This is a genomic window from Alcanivorax quisquiliarum (genome assembly GCF_023051175.1).
GTDB classification, from domain to species: Bacteria; Pseudomonadota; Gammaproteobacteria; order Pseudomonadales; family Alcanivoracaceae; genus Isoalcanivorax; species Isoalcanivorax quisquiliarum.
The window spans coordinates 192,793-210,092 of the sequence record NZ_JALKII010000006.1 but is presented as its reverse complement, the minus strand read 5'-3'; the positions used below and the strand labels follow the sequence as shown (position 1 = coordinate 210,092).

The 17,300-nt window shown below is 61.4% G+C and carries 15 protein-coding genes; 10 read left to right on the top strand and 5 right to left on the bottom strand.

Annotated features, from left to right (window positions below):
* The first annotated feature begins 359 nt into the window (after nucleotides 1–359).
* The 6 genes from MU846_RS10490 (at nucleotide 360) to MU846_RS10465 (ending at nucleotide 6,347) form a co-directional block, all read left to right on the top strand.
* Nucleotides 360–2,000 (top strand): L-lactate permease, encoded by a 1,641-nt coding sequence (locus tag MU846_RS10490; protein ID WP_246952463.1) that lies wholly within the window; start codon nucleotides 360–362, stop codon nucleotides 1,998–2,000.
* Nucleotides 2,001–2,012: 12 nt separating this feature from the next.
* Nucleotides 2,013–2,267, top strand: a complete 255-nt coding sequence (locus MU846_RS10485) for a hypothetical protein (RefSeq protein WP_246952461.1) — start codon at nucleotides 2,013–2,015, stop codon at nucleotides 2,265–2,267.
* Nucleotides 2,264–3,919, top strand: a complete 1,656-nt coding sequence (ggt, locus tag MU846_RS10480) for a gamma-glutamyltransferase (protein ID WP_246952459.1) — start codon at nucleotides 2,264–2,266, stop codon at nucleotides 3,917–3,919. The genes MU846_RS10485 and ggt overlap by 4 nt, the downstream gene beginning before the upstream one ends.
* 204 nt (nucleotides 3,920–4,123) lie before the next feature.
* Entirely contained in the window at nucleotides 4,124–5,113 is a 990-nt protein-coding gene (locus tag MU846_RS10475; RefSeq protein ID WP_246952457.1) for a diaminopimelate dehydrogenase, read from the top strand.
* Nucleotides 5,114–5,258: 145 nt separating this feature from the next.
* Nucleotides 5,259–5,498, top strand: coding sequence for a hypothetical protein (locus tag MU846_RS10470; protein WP_246952455.1), 240 nt, complete (start codon nucleotides 5,259–5,261; stop codon nucleotides 5,496–5,498).
* Between the two features lie 252 nt (nucleotides 5,499–5,750).
* Nucleotides 5,751–6,347 (top strand): outer membrane protein, encoded by a 597-nt coding sequence (locus tag MU846_RS10465; protein ID WP_246952453.1) that lies wholly within the window; start codon nucleotides 5,751–5,753, stop codon nucleotides 6,345–6,347.
* Between the two features lie 584 nt (nucleotides 6,348–6,931).
* Here MU846_RS10465 and MU846_RS10460 read toward each other — a convergent pair.
* Both MU846_RS10460 and MU846_RS10455 read right to left on the bottom strand, forming a co-directional pair.
* Complete coding sequence (locus MU846_RS10460; protein WP_246952451.1) at nucleotides 6,932–7,678, bottom strand: SDR family oxidoreductase; 747 nt, start codon at nucleotides 7,676–7,678, stop codon at nucleotides 6,932–6,934.
* Nucleotides 7,679–7,693: 15 nt separating this feature from the next.
* On the bottom strand, nucleotides 7,694–8,530 hold the full coding sequence (locus tag MU846_RS10455; RefSeq protein WP_246952448.1) for an SDR family oxidoreductase: 837 nt from the start codon (nucleotides 8,528–8,530) through the stop codon (nucleotides 7,694–7,696).
* A 152-nt stretch (nucleotides 8,531–8,682) separates the two neighbouring features.
* Between MU846_RS10455 and MU846_RS10450 the strand changes: the two genes are divergently transcribed.
* Entirely contained in the window at nucleotides 8,683–9,582 is a 900-nt protein-coding gene (locus tag MU846_RS10450) for a LysR family transcriptional regulator (protein ID WP_246952446.1), read from the top strand.
* Nucleotides 9,583–9,749: 167 nt separating this feature from the next.
* Here MU846_RS10450 and MU846_RS10445 read toward each other — a convergent pair whose 3' ends face one another.
* Nucleotides 9,750–11,342 (bottom strand): flavin-containing monooxygenase, encoded by a 1,593-nt coding sequence (locus MU846_RS10445; RefSeq protein ID WP_246952444.1) that lies wholly within the window; start codon nucleotides 11,340–11,342, stop codon nucleotides 9,750–9,752.
* A 671-nt stretch (nucleotides 11,343–12,013) separates the two neighbouring features.
* The gene (gene speE / locus MU846_RS10440; RefSeq protein WP_246952442.1) at nucleotides 12,014–12,865 is read right to left on the bottom strand and encodes a polyamine aminopropyltransferase; all 852 of its coding nucleotides are present in this window, start codon (nucleotides 12,863–12,865) and stop codon (nucleotides 12,014–12,016) included.
* 309 nt (nucleotides 12,866–13,174) lie between these two features.
* Between speE and speA the strand changes: the two genes are divergently transcribed.
* Both speA and MU846_RS10430 read left to right on the top strand, forming a co-directional pair.
* Complete coding sequence (gene speA / locus MU846_RS10435; RefSeq protein ID WP_246952441.1) at nucleotides 13,175–15,073, top strand: biosynthetic arginine decarboxylase; 1,899 nt, start codon at nucleotides 13,175–13,177, stop codon at nucleotides 15,071–15,073.
* Nucleotides 15,070–15,669 carry an acyl carrier protein phosphodiesterase gene (locus MU846_RS10430; RefSeq protein WP_246952439.1) on the top strand — a complete coding sequence of 200 codons (600 nt, stop codon included), beginning with the start codon at nucleotides 15,070–15,072 and terminating at the stop codon, nucleotides 15,667–15,669. The genes speA and MU846_RS10430 overlap by 4 nt, the downstream gene beginning before the upstream one ends.
* Here MU846_RS10430 and MU846_RS10425 read toward each other — a convergent pair.
* Nucleotides 15,650–16,345, bottom strand: a complete 696-nt coding sequence (locus MU846_RS10425) for a 2-thiouracil desulfurase family protein (protein ID WP_246952437.1) — start codon at nucleotides 16,343–16,345, stop codon at nucleotides 15,650–15,652. The genes MU846_RS10430 and MU846_RS10425 overlap by 20 nt on opposite strands.
* Between MU846_RS10425 and MU846_RS10420 the strand changes: the two genes are divergently transcribed.
* Nucleotides 16,344–17,294, top strand: a complete 951-nt coding sequence (locus MU846_RS10420; protein WP_246952435.1) for a 2-hydroxyacid dehydrogenase — start codon at nucleotides 16,344–16,346, stop codon at nucleotides 17,292–17,294. The two genes, MU846_RS10425 and MU846_RS10420, sit on opposite strands and share 2 nt — an antisense overlap.
* The last annotated feature ends 6 nt before the right edge of the window (nucleotides 17,295–17,300 follow it).

The window sequence follows — 17,300 nt, the reverse complement described above, 5'->3', positions numbered from 1 at the left end:
TGGTTGTTGCAATCTTCTACTCCTGAAAAGCGCTGCTGACATACATGCGTACCATTTCTGCGGTAACGTAGGGTGTTGGTGTGCGCCGGAGCGGCTTTGCTGCTTTCAGGTGGCTCTCGCATATCGCGCATGTGTTGGCGCGTCTCTGTAGATTTGCGTACGTGGTTTGCATGGGTGGGCGTTTCTGCGTGTCTCACGACGGCTTTGTATGTATCGCTGCGGTGCCCGGTATAGCCCCGGCCAACGGTCGGACAAACACCGTCAGTTCCCGTATCTTGACGTAGATCAACGGCACCATGGTCCTTATCGGGACAATGAATCGGCCGCAACGGTAACCATCGGGTCAGGGAAAAAGCGTTATGGAAGGTACGTTACTCCCCATTGATTGGCTGCACTGGTCGCTGGCGGCCGCACCAATCGTCATTCTGGCATTGCTACTGGTGAAGCTGCGCTGGACGGCTCAACAGGCCGGCACGACCGGCATGTTCGTGGCGGCCGCAGTCGCCTTGTTCGTGTTTCGCACGCCGCTGGAGACGCTGGCCGTGGCCGGTGCCAAGGGCGTGTGGGATTCCGCATCGATCCTGTTCGTGATCTGGCCGGCGCTGCTGCTGTATCACATCATGAACAAGGCTGGTGGCTACGAGGCGCTGCGGCAGGGCATTGTCGGTTTCAGCCGCAATGAGTTGTTCGTGGTGGTGGCGCTGGGTTGGGTATTTACCTGCTTCCTGCAAGGTATCGACGGTTTCGGCACGCCGATTGTGGTGGTAGCACCGTTGCTGGTGGCGATCGGCATGAAGCCGGTTTATGCGGTTGCGATCCCGATCATTGCGCATATCTGGGCCAAGTTTTACGGCACCCTCGGTGTCGGCTGGCTGGCGACGTTGCAGGTGGTGGATCTGGATGCCGCCACCATTGCCGCCACGGCATACCAATCGGCATTGCTGCTGACGATCCAGGTGTTGCTGGGTGGCTTCACCGTGGTGTGGATGTATGGCCGCTGGGCGGCGGTACGCCACGCCTGGCCGCTGGTGCTGATCATTTCGGCGATCCAGGCCATCGGGCAGATCATCGTGGCATTGTACGAGCCAGTGCTGGCGGCCTTTATTCCGGCCGCGATTGCCCTGGTGGCACTGTACCCGCTGTCACGCTGGCGCCGCTACGCGGAGCCGTTGGAGGGTGTGCCCGATCGCCCCGCGATGGAAGGCAGCATGGTGCGCGATGTGGCCGATGCGCCGGCACCGATGGGCGTGCTGATGTCGTTCATGCCGTATGTGCTGTTGACGGTGCTGGCATTGGGCACGTCGCTGATTGACCCGATTGCCGACCTGCTGCGGCTGCTCACGTTCGGGCTGCCGTTCCCGGATGTGACAACCGGCTACGGTGTCACCAACGCTGCCGTGGAACGCTATTCCGTCATGGCACCGCTGACCAACCCCGGTACCAGCTTGCTGCTGACCTCTGCCATCGCCTGGTTTGTGTTTCGCTCACGCGGCTACTTCAAAGCCTGGGAGGCAACAGGGCCGGGTGGCCTGCCCAGCGTGGGCCGGGGCGTGCTGGCCAGCGCGGTGCCGGCATCCGTGCCGATCATCGCCTTTCTGGTGATGGCGCGGATCATGGATCACGCCGGCCTGAACGAGACCCTGGCATACGGCATTGCCGCCGTGGCACCGGCTTATGTGTTTGCGTTCCTGTCCAATGGCATCGGCATCATCGGGGCCTTTACCACGTCCAGCAGCACCTCCTCGAATACGCTGTTCTCGGATTTGCAGGTCACGCTGGCGAACCTCAAGGGCTTGTCGGTGGCCACTATTCTTGCTTCGCAAAGTGCTGGTGGCGCGATTGGCAATGCCATCGGCCCGGCTAACCTGGTGCTCGGCGCCAGTACCGCAGGTATCAGCGGGCGTGAAGGCGAGATTTTGCGCAAGACCCTGCCGTGGACGCTGGCCGCGTTCGTACTGACCGGCTTTGCCACCCTGTTGATGATCATGCTTGGCATGTAAGGAAGGGAGATCATGATGATCACATTGTTTCAGAACCGGCTTGCGTATCTGAGCCTGTCGCTGGTGCTGCTGGTCGCAGCGTTTCCGCTGATCAGCGCGGGCACCGTGCATGGGCCGGAATCACTCTGGTGGCTGGGTTTGCTGGCGCTGACATGCGGTGGCCTGATCCCGCCCGTGCAGCGGCTGGTGTGGGGGCCACCCAAACCGCCCGCTGCCAGCGCGCCGGCTACCGATGAATCAACACCCGTCAAAGGAGACAGACAATGAGCCACGCCAATGGACCGCGCACCGGGCGCCCCCCGGTTCTGGCTTCCCGGGGCATGGTATCGTCGCCGCACTATCTCGCTTCGGCCTCCGGGCTTGAGGCGCTGCGGCGCGGCGGCAGCGCGGTGGATGCCGCCATTGCCACCAATGCTACGCTGTGCGTGGTGTATCCGCACATGGCCGGGGTCGGTGGTGATGGTTTCTGGCTGATCGCCGGGCCGGACACCGACGGCGTGCAGGCACTGCATGCCTCCGGGCCGGCCGCACAAGGCGCGACACGTGAATATTTTCGTGAACAGGGCTGCACCGATCGCATCCCGGATCGCGGTCCGCTGGCGGCACTGACCATTCCCGGTGCTGTGGATGGCTGGCGGCTGGCGCACGAGCGCCATGGCCGTCTGCCATGGGCGGATCTGTTTGCCGACGCCATTCACTACGCCCGTGACGGAATGGCGGTGACCCGCTCGCTGGCCGACTGGCTGAAAACCGACGAGCCGATCTTGCAACAATTCCCCGAGACAGCGCGCATCTATCTGCCGGAAGGCCGGCTGCTGCGCGAAGGCGAGCGGCTGGTGCAGCCGGAGCTCGCGCACACGCTGGAGCAGATCGCCACACTCGGCGCCCGCGCCGGCTTTTACGAAGGCGAGACGGCACGCCGTATCTGTGCGGCAATGAGCGCTGCCGGTTCACCCCTGCGGGCGGAAGATTTCGCCGGCTATCAAGCGCAATGGACAACGCCGATTTCCACCACCTATCGCGGATACGACGTGGTGCAGCACGGCCCCAACACGCAGGGCTTTGCTGCGCTGATGATTCTGAATCTGCTGGAAGGCTTCGATGTATCCGCCTGGGGCGAAGGTTCGGCAGATTATTACCACCACCTGGCCGAAGCCATCAAAGTAGCGTTTGCCGATCGCGACGAATGGCTGACCGACCCGGCCTTCGTGAATATCCCGCTGGACACACTTTTGTCGAAGAAATATGCCGACGAGCGCCGTAAGCTGATCACGGCGGCACGCGCTTTGACGGACGTTGCACCGGGGCTGCGTTACGGAGAGGAATTCGACCATCAGACGCCCGGCGGCGACACCGTCTATTTCTGCGCCACCGATGCCGATGGGCTGGTAGTCTCCAACATCCAGTCGATCTACCACGACTTCGGCTCGGCCGTGGTCGCCGGCGATACCGGCGTGCTGATGCAAAACCGGGGCAGCTTCTTCTCGCTGGATGATCGGCACCCGAACCGGCTGGAGCCGGGCAAGCACACCTTCCACACCATCATCCCGGCGATGCTGCTCAAGGATGGCAAGCCGGTGCTGGCCTACGGCGCCATGGGCGGTGAAGGGCAGCCGCAGACCCAGGCGGCAATGATTACGCGCCTGATCGATTACGGCTTCGACGTGCAGCAAGCTATCGAAGCGCCGCGCTGGCTGATGGGCCGCACCTGGGGCACCGCGTCCAGCAACCTGTGGCTGGAATCGCGCATCAGCGACGAAACCGCACGCGAGCTGCGCTTGCGCGGCCAGCCGGTGCAGATGACAGCACAGTGGGAAAGCACCATGGGCCACGCGCAAGCCATCCGCATCGACCATGAAGGCGGTTTCTTCGAAGGCGGTGCCGATCCGCGAGGTGATGGCGCGGCTGTCGGCTATTGATGACTATTGATGGCTCTTGTTGAGTGTGCGCCGGCCGGGCATCTGCCCTGGCTGGCGCCACTGCCCTGCTTTCCCTCGCTCACGGTGCCGTGCCCGGCGCCGGGTGAATCCCCCCTCGCAAACCCCTATAATTCCTGCCCTTCAGTGAGTGTTTGAGCCATCCATGTCTGAAGCGCTCCAAATCTGTGCAGAGGAGCCGGCAGAATGAGCAAGATTCGTATTGGCATCGTCGGGTACGGCAACCTGGGGCGCGGCGTCGAGCTGGCGCTATCGCTGACTGATGACATGCAACTGATCGGCGTGTTCAGCCGTCGCGATCCGGCCACGGTGCAACTGGCCGACAGCAGCGTGCCCGTTCACCCCTACAGCGCCATCGACGATTTTCGCGATCAGATTGACGTGCTGATCCTGTGTGGCGGATCAAAAGACGATCTGCCGGAACAGGGGCCGGCACTGGCGGCGCATTTCAACACCGTGGACAGCTTCGATACCCACGCCAGGGTGCCGGAATATTTCGCCGCGATGGATGCCGCCGCCCGCAGCGGCGGCAATGTTGCAGTCATCTCGGTGGGTTGGGACCCCGGCCTGTTCTCCCTCAATCGCCTGTACGGTGAAGCCATCTTGCCCAAAGGCGAGACATATACCTTCTGGGGTAAGGGATTGAGCCAGGGCCACTCCGATGCCGTGCGCCGCGTGCCCGGCGTCAAGGCGGGCGTGCAATACACCTTGCCCTCGGAGCCGGCGATCGAGCGCGTGCGCAGTGGCAGCCGCCCGACATTGAGCACCCGCGAAAAGCACCGCCGTGAATGTTTCGTGGTGCTGGAAGAGGGCGCCGACGCGGCGCAAGTGGAGCAGGCGATTGTCACCATGCCGAACTATTTTGCCGATTTCGATACCACCGTCACCTTCCTGAGCGAGGCCGAGCTGCGCGAGCAGCACAGTGCCATGCCGCACGGCGGTTTCGTTATTCGCAGCGGCCTCACTGGTGCCGATCAGTCCACCAACCAGGTGGTGGAATTTGCCCTGAAACTCGACAGCAACCCCGAGTTTACCGCCAGCGTACTGGTGGCTTATGCGCGTGCCGCCAGCCGCCTGGCCGGGCAGGGGCAACAGGGAGCTTATTCGCCGCTGGAAATCGCACCAGCGCTCATCTCACCGAAATCACCCGAGCAACTGCGCAAAGAACTGCTCTAGCAAAACGACCTTGCGCCGGGCGGGCGCCTTCGCCCCGCCCAGCGCGGCGGCCGGGCTTCACCGCCCGCGCCTTCAGATTTTTTCTGTTCGGCTCTCTCGCTTAGCTCCCTCGCCTGACTATCATGCCCGGCACCTGGCGCGGGTATTGCCCCGCCCGGCGCGGCGGCCCGGCTTCACCACCCGCGCCTTCAAACTCTTTCTGTTCAGCTCTTGCGTCTGGCTTTCTCGCCAGGCTCTCTTGCCCGACACCGACACCGACACCGACACCGACACCGACACCGACACCGACACCGACACCGGCACCGGCACCGGCACCGGCACCGGCACCGGCACCGGCACCGGCACCGGCACCGGCAAGAGACGTCTTCAATGGCTATCCGCGTGACCGCCCGTGCCGCTCACCTGTGCGCCGCCCAGCTGTTCCATCCTCTGCGCCGGGCTCTACGCTGAGTTCTGCGCTGCGTTCCACACCGCCACCGGGGCGGCTCGTTTGGGGGATGGGTGAAAATCGCTCGTGCCATTACCCTGTCACGGTTTCCCGAGTTGAGAAATGCACCTGCCGTAACGAGCAGGCAGCTTTTCCGGTATCGTTGCGTGGGCGCAGCTCTCGCTCACCACTACAGGCAAGGAGCAAGCTTTGAAAAAAATTACGGGTTTGGGCGCCGGGCTCCTGTTGGCAGCCAGCTTGGCTGCTACGTCACAGGTAGCTCAGGCAGCAGAGATCAGCTACAGCAATGCCGAGGCAGGCTACCAGATGCTGACCGGCGACGGCGATTTCGACGGTTTCCTGGTGCGGGGTTCCTTCCAGCTGAACGATGATTTTTATCTGGCCGCAGGCTTTGATGAGCTGAAGGACGGCGGCATGAGCCAGGAAATCCTCAGCGTGCGTGGGGGCATGCGCTTTGCGTTGGAAAACAACCTTGATGTGTATGGCGAACTGGGCCTGGCACGCGCCAAGATCAAGGTGGAAGTGCACACGCCGTTTGGCACCATGGGCGGCAGCGATTCCGAAACCGGCATCCAGCTTGAGGGCGGTGCACGAATGATGCTGTCGGAAAAGCTCGAAGCCCGTGCTTTTCTGCGTCATATCAATGCCAGTGATTTTGATGAAACGTTTCTGGGTGCACAGGGCGTCTTTTACGTCGCCGACCAGATCGGCCTGTTCGCCGGCGTAAGCCGCTTGTTCGACGCCTCCGAGTTTGCCATCGAAGCTGGCGTCAGATTTTCATTCTAGGTTTTGTTGACCCTCCCCACCCCGGCACCTGCCGGGGTTTTTTTTGCCCCTATTCCCTTGCGAGCGAGGGTAGAAAAAAACTGATTCGCTCACCCTTCGGGCCAGCCTACGGCTGTTCTGCGCTTCGCTTGTCCCACCACGGAAGAGGGGAGAAAAAAGATCGGTATTCTTGACAAGCTATTGGTGCTTTCACGGATATCAGAAATGCCTCCACGGAAATCGACGATGAATTTTTTTAGCCCCTCTCCCCTGGTGGGAGAGGGGCTGGGGAGAGGGGGAGATTATGGCAAGAAATATATACTCGGTACTTGATCTGGAACGAAACTGGCTAACGCTTGGTATCTTTTGACTGTGTAATTTTTATGGAAACTTCTACTGAAGATAAGTGAAAATAGTGAAGCATGTAGTGGGTGTCGTGACAGCTGAAAGTTCGTCGCTCCCTCTCCCCCAACCCCTCTCCCACAAGGGGAGAGGGGAGTAAAAAAATCGGTGTTTTGGAGCATTCATTGGTGCTTTCACGGATTTCGGAAATGGCTCACCCGAAATCGACGATGAGTCTTTTTTACTGCCAATGCCGTGCCCGCTCAGCTCATTTTCTTGACGATGGAAAGCGGCAGGTTGCGCATCAGGACACCGATCAGCACCCACGGCCAAGTAGGTACGCAAGCGCTGGCGGGCTGTTTCTCGATAGCCTTGACCAGCGCACGGCAGCCTTCCTCGGTGCCGACCATAAACGGTGTGTTTTTTACTTTTTCGTTGATCTCCGAGCGGATATAACCGGGGAACAGCGTGGTTACCTTGATGGGCGTGCCCAGCAGCTCCGAGCGCAAGCCTTCTGCCAGCGTCGCCACGCCTGCTTTGGTTGCGGCATAGGTCGTCAGATTTTTCGGCATGCCGCGCATGGCGCTCATGGAGGAAATCATCACCAGATGACCGTTGCCCTGTGCACGAAAAATTTCCATGGCCGCTTCTGCTTGTGCCAGCGCCGCCACAAAGTTGGTTTCGGCTGTCTGCCGGTTTGCCCAGAAGAAGCCTGTGCCCAACGGCTGGCCCTTGCCCATGCCGGCGTTGATGATCACCCGATCAAGCTTGCCAAAATCGTCGCGAAACGCACGGAAGACCTCGAACACCTGCTCGTAATCCAGCACATCCAGAGAACGCGTTTCGATGCGGCGGCCAGGGTGCCGCTCAAGCAGTTCTTCTCGTAGCGCTGCCAGTCGCTCTACGCGGCGTGCACAGAGCGCAAGATCGTAACCGCGCGCGGCAAACTCTCGCGCCATGCCTTCGCCCAGCCCTGAGCTGGCGCCGGTAATCAGAATGATTTTTGCCATTTGGGATGCTCCTTGTCAGGCGGCGTGGTCGGTGTGATCGAGTTTGCGGCGCACGCTGCGCCCCATATTGCCCAGCGTTCGGTTATACACCAGCGGCGCGAATTTTTTCAGGCGCCAGAGCCAGCGGCCTTCGCGGTGCGGAAAAATGAGAAAATGTTTTCTGGCCGCTGCCCGGAAAATATAGTCGGCCACCTGAGCGGCATCGAGCTTGCCACTGGCCAGCAGCTTGCGCACGCTTTGTTCAAGGCCGGGCTCCGGCGAGCGCAGCGAGTCCGCGAGGTTGGTCTGGAAAAAACTCGGGCAGGCCACCGAGACGGCAATGCCGTAGGCGCCCAGCTCGTGCCGCAGTGTTTCCGAGAGCGATACCACGGCAGATTTGGTGACGTTGTAGGAGCTCATTACGGGCGCATTGGCGATCGCCGCCAGCGAGGCGATATTGATGATCTGGCCGTGGCCCTGCTGTTTCAGCAGAGGAACGAATTCGCGCAGGCCACGGATCATGCCCTTGAGATTGATCTCGATGATCCAGTCCCAGTCATCCATCGGCAGTTTTTCGATTCGCCCGCCCGCCGCCACGCCAGCGTTGTTGATCAGCACATCCAGCCCTTGCCAGCGTGCCTGGCACCAGGCGCGCAGCGCGTGCCAATCTTCATCACGGCATATATCGGCCAGGTGAAAGTGCACACTGCCGCCGTAGCGGCTGGCCAAGGGCTGCAATGCGTGGCAGGTTGCTTCGCCGCCTGTGGCATTGCGATCGGCAATGAGCACATGCGCGCCGCTGCGCAGGTAGCGTTCCGCCAAGGCCCGGCCAAGCCCGGAGGCGCCGCCGGTGATCAATACATGATGTGGCATAGGTTTTCTGTTCCCCCAATTGAGCGATTGTCACGATATTTCATCGGTGGCGCGGCGGCCAGCGCCGGCTAGCCAGCCGCAGCGATTGCCCTGCGCCCGCGTCTGTGAAAACCTTTGCCGATCAATGTCATGAATAGTGCGCGCACCAGCAAATGAGAAACCTGAATATCGGGTCCATCGACCTTAACCTGTTTGTGGTGTTCGAAGCGATCTATCGCGAGAGTTCGATTACCCGAGCGGCCAACCTGTTGAGCCTGAGCCAGCCGGCGGTCAGCCACGCGCTGGCCCGCTTGCGGGAGCGACTGGGTGATCCATTATTTATCCGGCGTGGCCGCGACATGGTGCCCACGCCCCGTGCACGCGAGCTGATCACGCCGGTGCGCGAGGCGCTGCATGGCCTGCAAGGCTGCCTGGCAGGCGTGGGCGGCTTCGAGCCGGGCCAGGCGCGCCGCACCTTTGTGCTGGCGCTGCGCAGTGGGCTGGAGGCGTGTGTGTTGCCGGCACTGATGCGCACACTGGTGGCGCAGGCGCCGGGCGTGGATGTGCAATCGCTGACTATTGGCCGCCGCGAATTGGCCTCGACGCTTGCTGCCGGGCGGCTGGATCTGGCCATCGACGTGCACTTGCCCGTGGATGCAGACATCAACCAGACGCACCTGATGGATGTGCCGTTGGTGGTGATGATGCGAGACAGTCATCCGCTGGCCGCCAGGCCGCTGACGCTGGAGCGCTATCTGGCCGCCCGCCATGTGCTGGTGTCATCCCGTCGGCGCGGGCCGGGGCTGGAGGATTTCGGGCTCGCACAGGCAGGCTACCACCGGCAGATTGCGCTGCGCTGCCAGCACCACCAGTCCGCCATGGCCACCGTCGCGTCCACCGATCTGCTGCTGACTTTGCCGAGCATGTTGGCCGAGCAGTTGCCACCGCCGAATGTCGTGGTGAAGGAGCTGCCGGTCAGATTGCCGCCGTTATCGCTGTACTTGTATTGGCATCGGGATCAGGAAGACGATCCGGCGCTACGCTGGTTGCGCCAGCAGGTGCTGGCAGGCTGATCTGGTTGCGGCGTGCCTGGCAGCGGCAGGCTGAAAAGCGGTGCCGGGCGTGCCGGCAGAGCGAGCGGGAAAGTGAGGAAAAACTGCCAGAAGCGATAAAGAAGAAAGCCGCCCGAGGGCGGCTTATTCATACAGAGCTATAACGGTTTGAGCTGCATTCAGAGCTGTCAGGCCGACGCTTGCGTCGCACCTTTGGCTTTTCCTGTGGTGCCCTTGGCGGCGGCATTCTTTTTCGCTGCCTTCGCTTTGGCCGGTGCTTTTTTGGCAGACGGCTTGGCAGATGCCTTGGCGGCCGGTTTGGCCACGGGTTTGGGGTTGGTGAATTCCACCGAGCCGTCATTGAGCTTGCTGTAACGCAGCATCGCCAGATCGAAGGCGTAGTTCTGCTTCAGCTTCCACGGCGCCCGGTCGCCCTGTTTCGGGAACTTGTGCTGGGCACGCTGCACATAGCCGGATTGCATATCAAGGAATGGCCGTTCGACAAGATCGCCGGGCGCTCGCGGAACGCAGATGCGCGTGCCGGTCTCGTCCATGTGCTTGAGCAGTCGGCAAATATACTCGCAGCTGATGTCCGCTTTCAGCGTCCAGGACGCATTGGTATAGCCGAAGATCATGGCGGCGTTGGGCAGGTCGCTCAGCATCAGCGCTTTGTAGGCAGTGGCCTGGCTGAGATCGAACGGCTTGTCGTCCACACGGATTTCCGCACCGCCCAACAATTCCAGCTCCAGCCCGGTGGCCGTGATGATGATATCGGCATCCAGTTGCTGGCCGGATTTCAGCTTGATACCGGTTTCGTTGAACGTCTCGATCTGATCCGTCACCACCGATGCCTTGCCCTTTTTCAGCACCTTGAACAGATCACCGTTGGGCACTGCGCACAGGCGCTCATCCCATGGGTTGTAACTGGGCGAAAAGTGCGACATGTCGTAATCCTTGCCCAGTTGCCACTGCACTTGTTTGAGCAGCAGGCGGCGCATCATGCCGGGGCGGGATTTGGACAAGCGGTAGACCAGCATCTGCAATGCGACGTTGCGCGTGCGAGCCAACCGGTAAACCAGTTTCTCCGGCAGGAAGCGGCGCAGCTGCACGGAGATGGGGTCTTCCAGCGGCACCGTGGCGACATAGCTGGGCGAGCGTTGCAGCATGGTGACGTGCGCTGCTTTGTCGGTCATCGACGGCACCAGCGTTACCGCTGTGGCCCCCGAGCCGATAATCACCACGCGCTTGCCGGTGTAATCCAGATCTTCCGGCCACAGCTGCGGGTGAATGATCTGGCCCTTGAACTGTTCGCGGCCGGGAAACTCCGGCGTGTAACCGTTCGCGTACTTGTAATAGCCGGTGCAGGCGATGACAAAACCGGCGCTGAATTCCACCAGCTCGTCGTCGCTGGTGCGGCGTGTCTGCACCGTCCAGCGTGCGGTTTCGCTGCACCAGTTGGCGCCGAGAATGTGATGGCCGAACCGGATGTTCGGGCGCACGTTGTACTCGTCGGCGGTTTCGTTGATGTAGTCGCGGATGGAGGGGCCATCGGCGATGACCTTGGGGTTCGTCCATGGTTTGAACGAATAACCCAGAGTATACATGTCCGAGTCGGAGCGAATGCCGGGATAACGGAACAGATCCCAGGTACCACCAATGGCATCGCGGCCTTCCAGAATGGCGTAGCTCTTGCCGGGGCATTCGCGTGTCAGGTGGCACGCCGCGCCGATACCGGAAAGGCCCGCGCCAAGGATCAGCACATCAAAATGTTCGGTGGACATAAGCTGCACTCTCTCAGTATTGATGCCGGCCAGCGAACAGCGGCTGGCACAGACAAATTGTAGACACACCGGCGACAGACAAGCGAGGCATTCGCCTGTGCGTTGCATCCGGCAAGGCGCCAGTTAAAGCGCCTGCCTGGCCAGATCGTACCCGAGGCGCGCCCTGTACCCTCGAGCCGCCATGCTATCACCGGGCTAACAACCGGGCTGGGCGTATCAGGCCAATTTAACTGTTACATTGGACAATGGCATGGCCGGCACGACCCCTTTCCGGTGCGATCAGGCCAAGCAAGCGAGCGTTGTCGAGAGTCATCGGGGGCAGGCGCAAGCCGCAAGCGTAGGCGGGAGAGAGAGCATCCGCTGGCTGGCAAGCAGCGGCACCAGGCGCGTCGCGCCGGGCACCCCGTGGCCGCGACGTCAGCGGTTCAAGGCTTGCCGGTTTGCCTTGAAAAACTGCCATCAGAGTGGTGGTCGGCTGTGCGTGGCGGGTGCAAGCGCAGGCCAGAGAGACGGAGCGAACATCTCCTTGGCGGCGAGAGCAGCGCTTGAAGGGCTGGCGATCTGCTTTGAAGAATTACCGCCAGCGGCCGTCGGCGCTTGGCTATCGTTGGCGGTTTTGTAACAGGAAGCAGTGCTGGCGTCAGGCCATGGTGGCGGCGCCAGCGGGTAAATCAGGCGAGGGCTTTTTTCATGAACGGCGGCAAAACGAGCGCGCCGCGATGGATATCCGCCGTGTAGTAAAGCGTTTCAAATGGCTTGGCCGCCGCATCTGCTTCACGGAAACCGGTGACGTCACGGCCTTTGCCCGCCATGGTGCAGCTCCACCAGCCGCTGGGATAGCAGGGCTGCGGAAAAGGCAGCGTCTGCGTGCTGGTGAAGCCGGCTTCCCGCATGTTCACATGCAGATCGCGGATGATGGTATCGCTGTGCAGCAGCGGCGATTCGCTTTGTTGCACAATGATGCCTCCCTCACGCAGCACCCGATGGCAATCGCGGAAAAAGTCCGCTTTGAACAGGCCCTCTGCCGGGCCGACCGGGTCGGTGGAATCGACGATAATCACATCAATGCTGCCCGGCTCGCATTCGCGCATCCATTTCACGCCGTCGATAAACAGCAGCTCGGCACGCGGGTCGCTGTTGGATTCGCACAGCTCGGGGAAATACTTTTCCGACATGCGCGTGACCATTTCATCAATATCAATCTGCGTCGCCTGCTCGACACCGGGATGGCGCAGCACTTCGCGCAGCGTGCCGCAATCGCCGCCGCCGATAATGACCACGCGCTTCGGGTCGGCATGGCTGAACAGCGCCGGGTGCGACATCATCTCGTGATAAAGAAAATTGTCGCGGCTGGTGACCATGGTGCAACCATCAATGGTCATCAGATAGCCGAAGGTGTCGGTTTCCCACATCTCGATATGCTGGTAAGGCGTTTGTACCTCCTCCAGCTTGTTTTTCAGGCGCAGGCCAAAGGCCGTGCCGGCACTGTCGAAATGTTCGATAAACCAGTTTCCTGAAGACATGAGGCACCTTATGCGTGGGGCGGGAAAGAGCCGCCATTCTAGGGCCAGGGCAGCGCTAATGCCATGGGTTCCCGCCGGTGTAAGCAGCCTGCTTTAACGCTGCTTGCCGCCACCCCGGCGTGCTGTTGCCGGCCGGGCGGACTGCCGCAGTGGCTGCCGGCTGGCAGCTCGTTCGTGGCAGGCCGGAAAGCCGGCTCAACCGCAGCGGCGGCGAGGCTGCGCCAGACTGTAAAAAACACGGCTTTCGCTGAAAGAGCTTGGGCCGGGCAGGGGGGTCTGGGATAATCGCCGGCGTGTGCAGGAGGGCCCATGACAGTTTCCCCGCAAAATCCAGTGGTAACGGCCGCAGCGATCTACAATGTAGAGCGTTGGGGAGAAGGTTATTTCGGTGTTGATGGCGATGGCCATGTGACGGTGAGCCCCAATGGCAGCGTTGCCGCCGGCACGGCACGGCTGGATGATGTGCTGCGCGCTTGCCGGGAGGCCGGGCTGCGTTCGCCGGTGCTGGTGCGGTTCGACGGCATCTTGCGCCATCGCGTGCAGATGCTGGCGGGCGCCTTTCGTGAGGCGATTGCCGCGCAGGGGTATCAGGGCGGGTATATTCCGGTTTACCCCATCAAGGTAAATCAGCAGCGTCGTGTGGTGCACGAGATCCTGCGTGCGCGAGAGCTGGGCGAGCGCGTCGGGCTGGAGGCCGGTTCCAAGCCCGAGCTGCTGGCGGTGCTGGCGCACTCGGGCGAGGCGGGCAATACCATTGTCTGCAATGGCTACAAGGATCGCGAGTATGTACGCCTGGCACTGATGGGCGAGAAGCTCGGTTTTCGTGTTCACATCGTGGTGGAAAAACTTTCCGAGCTGCCGCTGATCCTGGCGGAAGCCAAAGCGCTGGGCGTGACGCCACGGCTGGGGCTGCGGGTGCGGCTGATGTCGATCGGCAAGGGCAACTGGCAAAATACCGGTGGTGAAAAATCCAAATTCGGGCTGTCGGCCTCGCAGCTGGTGGAAGCGGTAGAGCGCTGTCGTGAAGCCGGCTATCTGGCAAGCGTGCGGATGCTGCATTTTCATCTCGGCTCGCAGGTTGCCAACCTGCAAGACATCAAAGCCGGTATGCGCGAAGCGGCGCGCTATTATCAAGAGCTGCGCGCATTGGGTGCGCCGGTGGATACGCTCGATGTGGGCGGCGGGCTGGGTGTCGATTACGAAGGCACGCGCTCGCGCTCGGCCTGCTCGATGAACTACGGGCTGGCGGATTATGCCTGGCATATCGTGCAAACCGTGCGTGAATTCTCCGATCGAGCCGAGCTGCCGCAACCGGATATCATCAGTGAATCAGGCCGCGCATTGACTGCGCACCATGCGGTATTGCTGGTCAATATCATCGACCGTGAGCAGCTGCGAGAAGTGAACGTAGCGCCACCGAGCGGTGATGCGGCAGAAGAAGTTGCCACCTTGTGGCAATTGCAGCAGACGCTGCGTGGCCCGCGCACTTATCTGCTGGAGACGCACCAGGATGTGCTGGCCGCCTGGCAGGATGTGCAACAGCGTTTTCTGCTGGGCGAAATGTCACTGACGGAGCGTGCAACGGCCGAAAAGCTCTATATCAATTGCTTGCTTGCCATTCGTGCGCAGCTTGATCCGCAACGCAAGCATCAGCGAGCACTGCGTGACGAGCTGAGCGAAATTCTGGCCGATAAGCTGTTCGTGAATTTTTCGGTATTCCAGTCGGTGCCGGATGTGTGGGGCATCGGGCAGATTTTCCCGATCCTGCCGTTGTCGGGCTTGCAGAATCCGCTCACCGCACGAGCCGTGGTGCAGGACATCACCTGTGATTCCGATGGCCGTATCGATCAGTATGTGGATGGCGAGGGGCTGGAAAATACATTGCCGTTGCCGGAAAACGCCGGCGATGAGCTGGGCATTTTCATGGTCGGTGCTTATCAGGAAATCCTCGGCGACATGCACAACCTTTTCGGCGATACCGATGCGGTGGATGTGGATATCGATGCCGATGGCAATATTCACCTTGATGAAGCGATTCAGGGCGATACCGTCAGCTCCGTATTGCGTTACGTCAACTACGAACCGGAAGCGTTGCTGGAAACACTGGCGGCCCACTGCCAGCGGGCTGCGCTCAGTGATGCGGAACGGCAGACCTTCATGACGGATATTCGCGAAGGGCTGGCCGGCTACACCTACCTGGAAGAATGAACTACTTCGCGCACCTCGTATTGGCACAACCGACGGTGGCCTCGAAAGTGGGCAACCTGATGGGCGATTTCATGCGCGGGGTGCGCGAGGAACAGTTGCCGCCTGCGGTGCGGCAGGGATTGCTGAATCACCGGCTAGTGGATCGTGTTACCGATGAGCACCCGCTGGTGATCGAAAGCCGGCGGCTGTTCTCACCCGAGCGGCGACGCTTCGCCGGGGTGGCATTGGATGTGGTATTCGATCATTTTCTGGTCCGCCATTGGGATCGGATTTATGCAACGCCGCTCTCGGCGGAAATTCACCGTGATTATCGCTGGCTGCGTGAGGGCGCGATATTGATGCCCGCCCCGATGCGTCTGATAACCCGGCGCATGGCACAGCACGACTGGTTCAGCCAGTACGGTGATCTGGGCAATATCGGGTTGGCGCTGGATCGCATTGCCGCCCGTATCCGTTTTGCCAATCGCTTTACCGGCATCATCGAGGAAGTGGATCAGCATTACGCCGAACTGGAAGAGGTATTCCTGACGCTGTATCCGGTATTGCAGCAGGCGGTGGCGGAACACGCGCTGGAAATCATCCCCTCAGCCGAGTGAGATAATCAGCCAGCGGCAGGCGCACCGTCGCCGGCCAGGCATCGATGTGCGCCAGTGCATCGTCAAGCCAGGTGCCGTTGCCCCAACGCTTGTGCTGGCGGTAGCAATATACTTTCAGCACAAAGCCTTCCACATCGGCCGCCCGCGCCAGTTGCGTTTCGCTGATCATCGGCAGCAGCGGCAGCCGTTCACGCAGGCGATGGGCGAAGGCGCCGGAGGCCAGCGCAGTGCGCGTTGCCGATGTCGATGCCGATGCGGGTGTTATCGGCGTATCGCCGACACCACAGCTCGGTGAACGGGCCTTCAATACCGCGCCGCAGATGGAATCGGGCACTGTGTCGGCAAAACCCCGCAGCGCATGGGTATAATCCTTGCTGACGTCGGTGGTGCCGAGCACACGCAGGCCATCCGCAGTATCCGTCAACTGAATTGGCGGCCGGGGCACGCCCAGGCCAATGGCAACCTCGGGGCAGTATTCCTGCAAACGCACCCAGCGCCGGAGCACCCGTGCCACGGTGCCGTGAAAACGATCACCGCCGTCGTAACGTACTGCCTGCCCGGTGAGGCAAGCACTCACAGCAATCCGTGGCATATCATCCGCCTGGCCCAGATGCAGTTCGTTCAACCAGGCATCAAGACGAGACGGCGGCACAAATCTGAATTCGGAGTAGCTCATGCAAGGCGTGTTCCTGGATACCGGCACCATGCGGCCGGAGGAGCTGGATTTTACCAGTCTGGAGGGCAGCTTGCCCGAGTGGCAACTGTTTGCGCAGACGCAGCCGGAAGAGGTGGCGGCGCGTATCGCTGGCGCAGCGGTGGTGGTGAGCAACAAGGTGGTGCTGGATGCCGCCACCATTCGCGAAGCGAAGGCGCTGAAACTGATCTGCGTGTGCGCAACCGGCACAAATAATGTTGATCTGGCGGCGGCGCGGGAGCGGGGCATTCCCGTGTGCAACGTGGGTGACTACGCCGGCCCGAGCGTGGCCCAGCACACCCTGGCGCTGATCCTGGGCCTCGCCACCCGCTGGCACGAGTACGATCAGGATGTCAAAGCGGGCGAATGGAGCCGTTCGCCGATGTTCTGCCTGATGCATCGCCCGGTGATGGAGCTGGCAGGCAAGAAACTGGGCATTATCGGCTACGGCACCTTGGGGCAGGATGTGGCACGGCTGGCGGAAGCGTTCGGCATGTCGCTGCTGATCGCGGAAGGCCGGCGTGGCGCCGAGCCGGGCCGAGTACCGATGACACAACTGCTGGCGGAAGCCGATGTGGTTTCGCTGCATTGCCCGCTTACGGAAGAAACGCGAGGCATGATTGGCCGCGACGCACTGCGGGCCATGAAACCCAATGCCTTGCTGGTGAACACCGCCCGCGGCGGGCTGGTGGATGAAGACGCACTGCGCGAAGCACTGCTTCAGGGTGAGATCGCAGGTGCTGCGCTGGATGTGCTGTCGGTGGAGCCGCCGCCGCTGGATCATCCGCTGCTGGCCGGAGACGTGCCGAACCTGATCATCACGCCGCACAACGCCTGGATCAGCGTGGATGCGCGGCAGCGTCTGCTGAACGGGGTGGTTGCCAATATTCACGCCTGGCAGGCCGGTGCGCCGACCAATCAGGTGAATTGAGGCAGG

Bases quoted from the DNA above. Each gene is read 5' to 3' on its own strand.
- MU846_RS10420 (WP_246952435.1), top strand. From the start codon at position 16,344: ATGCAAGGCGTGTTCCTGGATACCGGCACCATGCGGCCGGAGGAGCTG.
- MU846_RS10455 (WP_246952448.1), bottom strand. From the start codon at position 8,530: ATGCCACATCATGTATTGATCACCGGCGGCGCCTCCGGGCTTGGCCGG.
- MU846_RS10485 (WP_246952461.1), top strand. From the start codon at position 2,013: ATGATGATCACATTGTTTCAGAACCGGCTTGCGTATCTGAGCCTGTCG.
- ggt (WP_246952459.1), top strand. From the start codon at position 2,264: ATGAGCCACGCCAATGGACCGCGCACCGGGCGCCCCCCGGTTCTGGCT.
- MU846_RS10450 (WP_246952446.1), top strand. From the start codon at position 8,683: ATGAGAAACCTGAATATCGGGTCCATCGACCTTAACCTGTTTGTGGTG.
- MU846_RS10445 (WP_246952444.1), bottom strand. From the start codon at position 11,342: ATGTCCACCGAACATTTTGATGTGCTGATCCTTGGCGCGGGCCTTTCC.
- speE (WP_246952442.1), bottom strand. From the start codon at position 12,865: ATGTCTTCAGGAAACTGGTTTATCGAACATTTCGACAGTGCCGGCACG.
- MU846_RS10475 (WP_246952457.1), top strand. From the start codon at position 4,124: ATGAGCAAGATTCGTATTGGCATCGTCGGGTACGGCAACCTGGGGCGC.
- MU846_RS10425 (WP_246952437.1), bottom strand. From the start codon at position 16,345: ATGAGCTACTCCGAATTCAGATTTGTGCCGCCGTCTCGTCTTGATGCC.
- MU846_RS10460 (WP_246952451.1), bottom strand. From the start codon at position 7,678: ATGGCAAAAATCATTCTGATTACCGGCGCCAGCTCAGGGCTGGGCGAA.
- speA (WP_246952441.1), top strand. From the start codon at position 13,175: ATGACAGTTTCCCCGCAAAATCCAGTGGTAACGGCCGCAGCGATCTAC.
- MU846_RS10430 (WP_246952439.1), top strand. From the start codon at position 15,070: ATGAACTACTTCGCGCACCTCGTATTGGCACAACCGACGGTGGCCTCG.
- MU846_RS10490 (WP_246952463.1), top strand. From the start codon at position 360: ATGGAAGGTACGTTACTCCCCATTGATTGGCTGCACTGGTCGCTGGCG.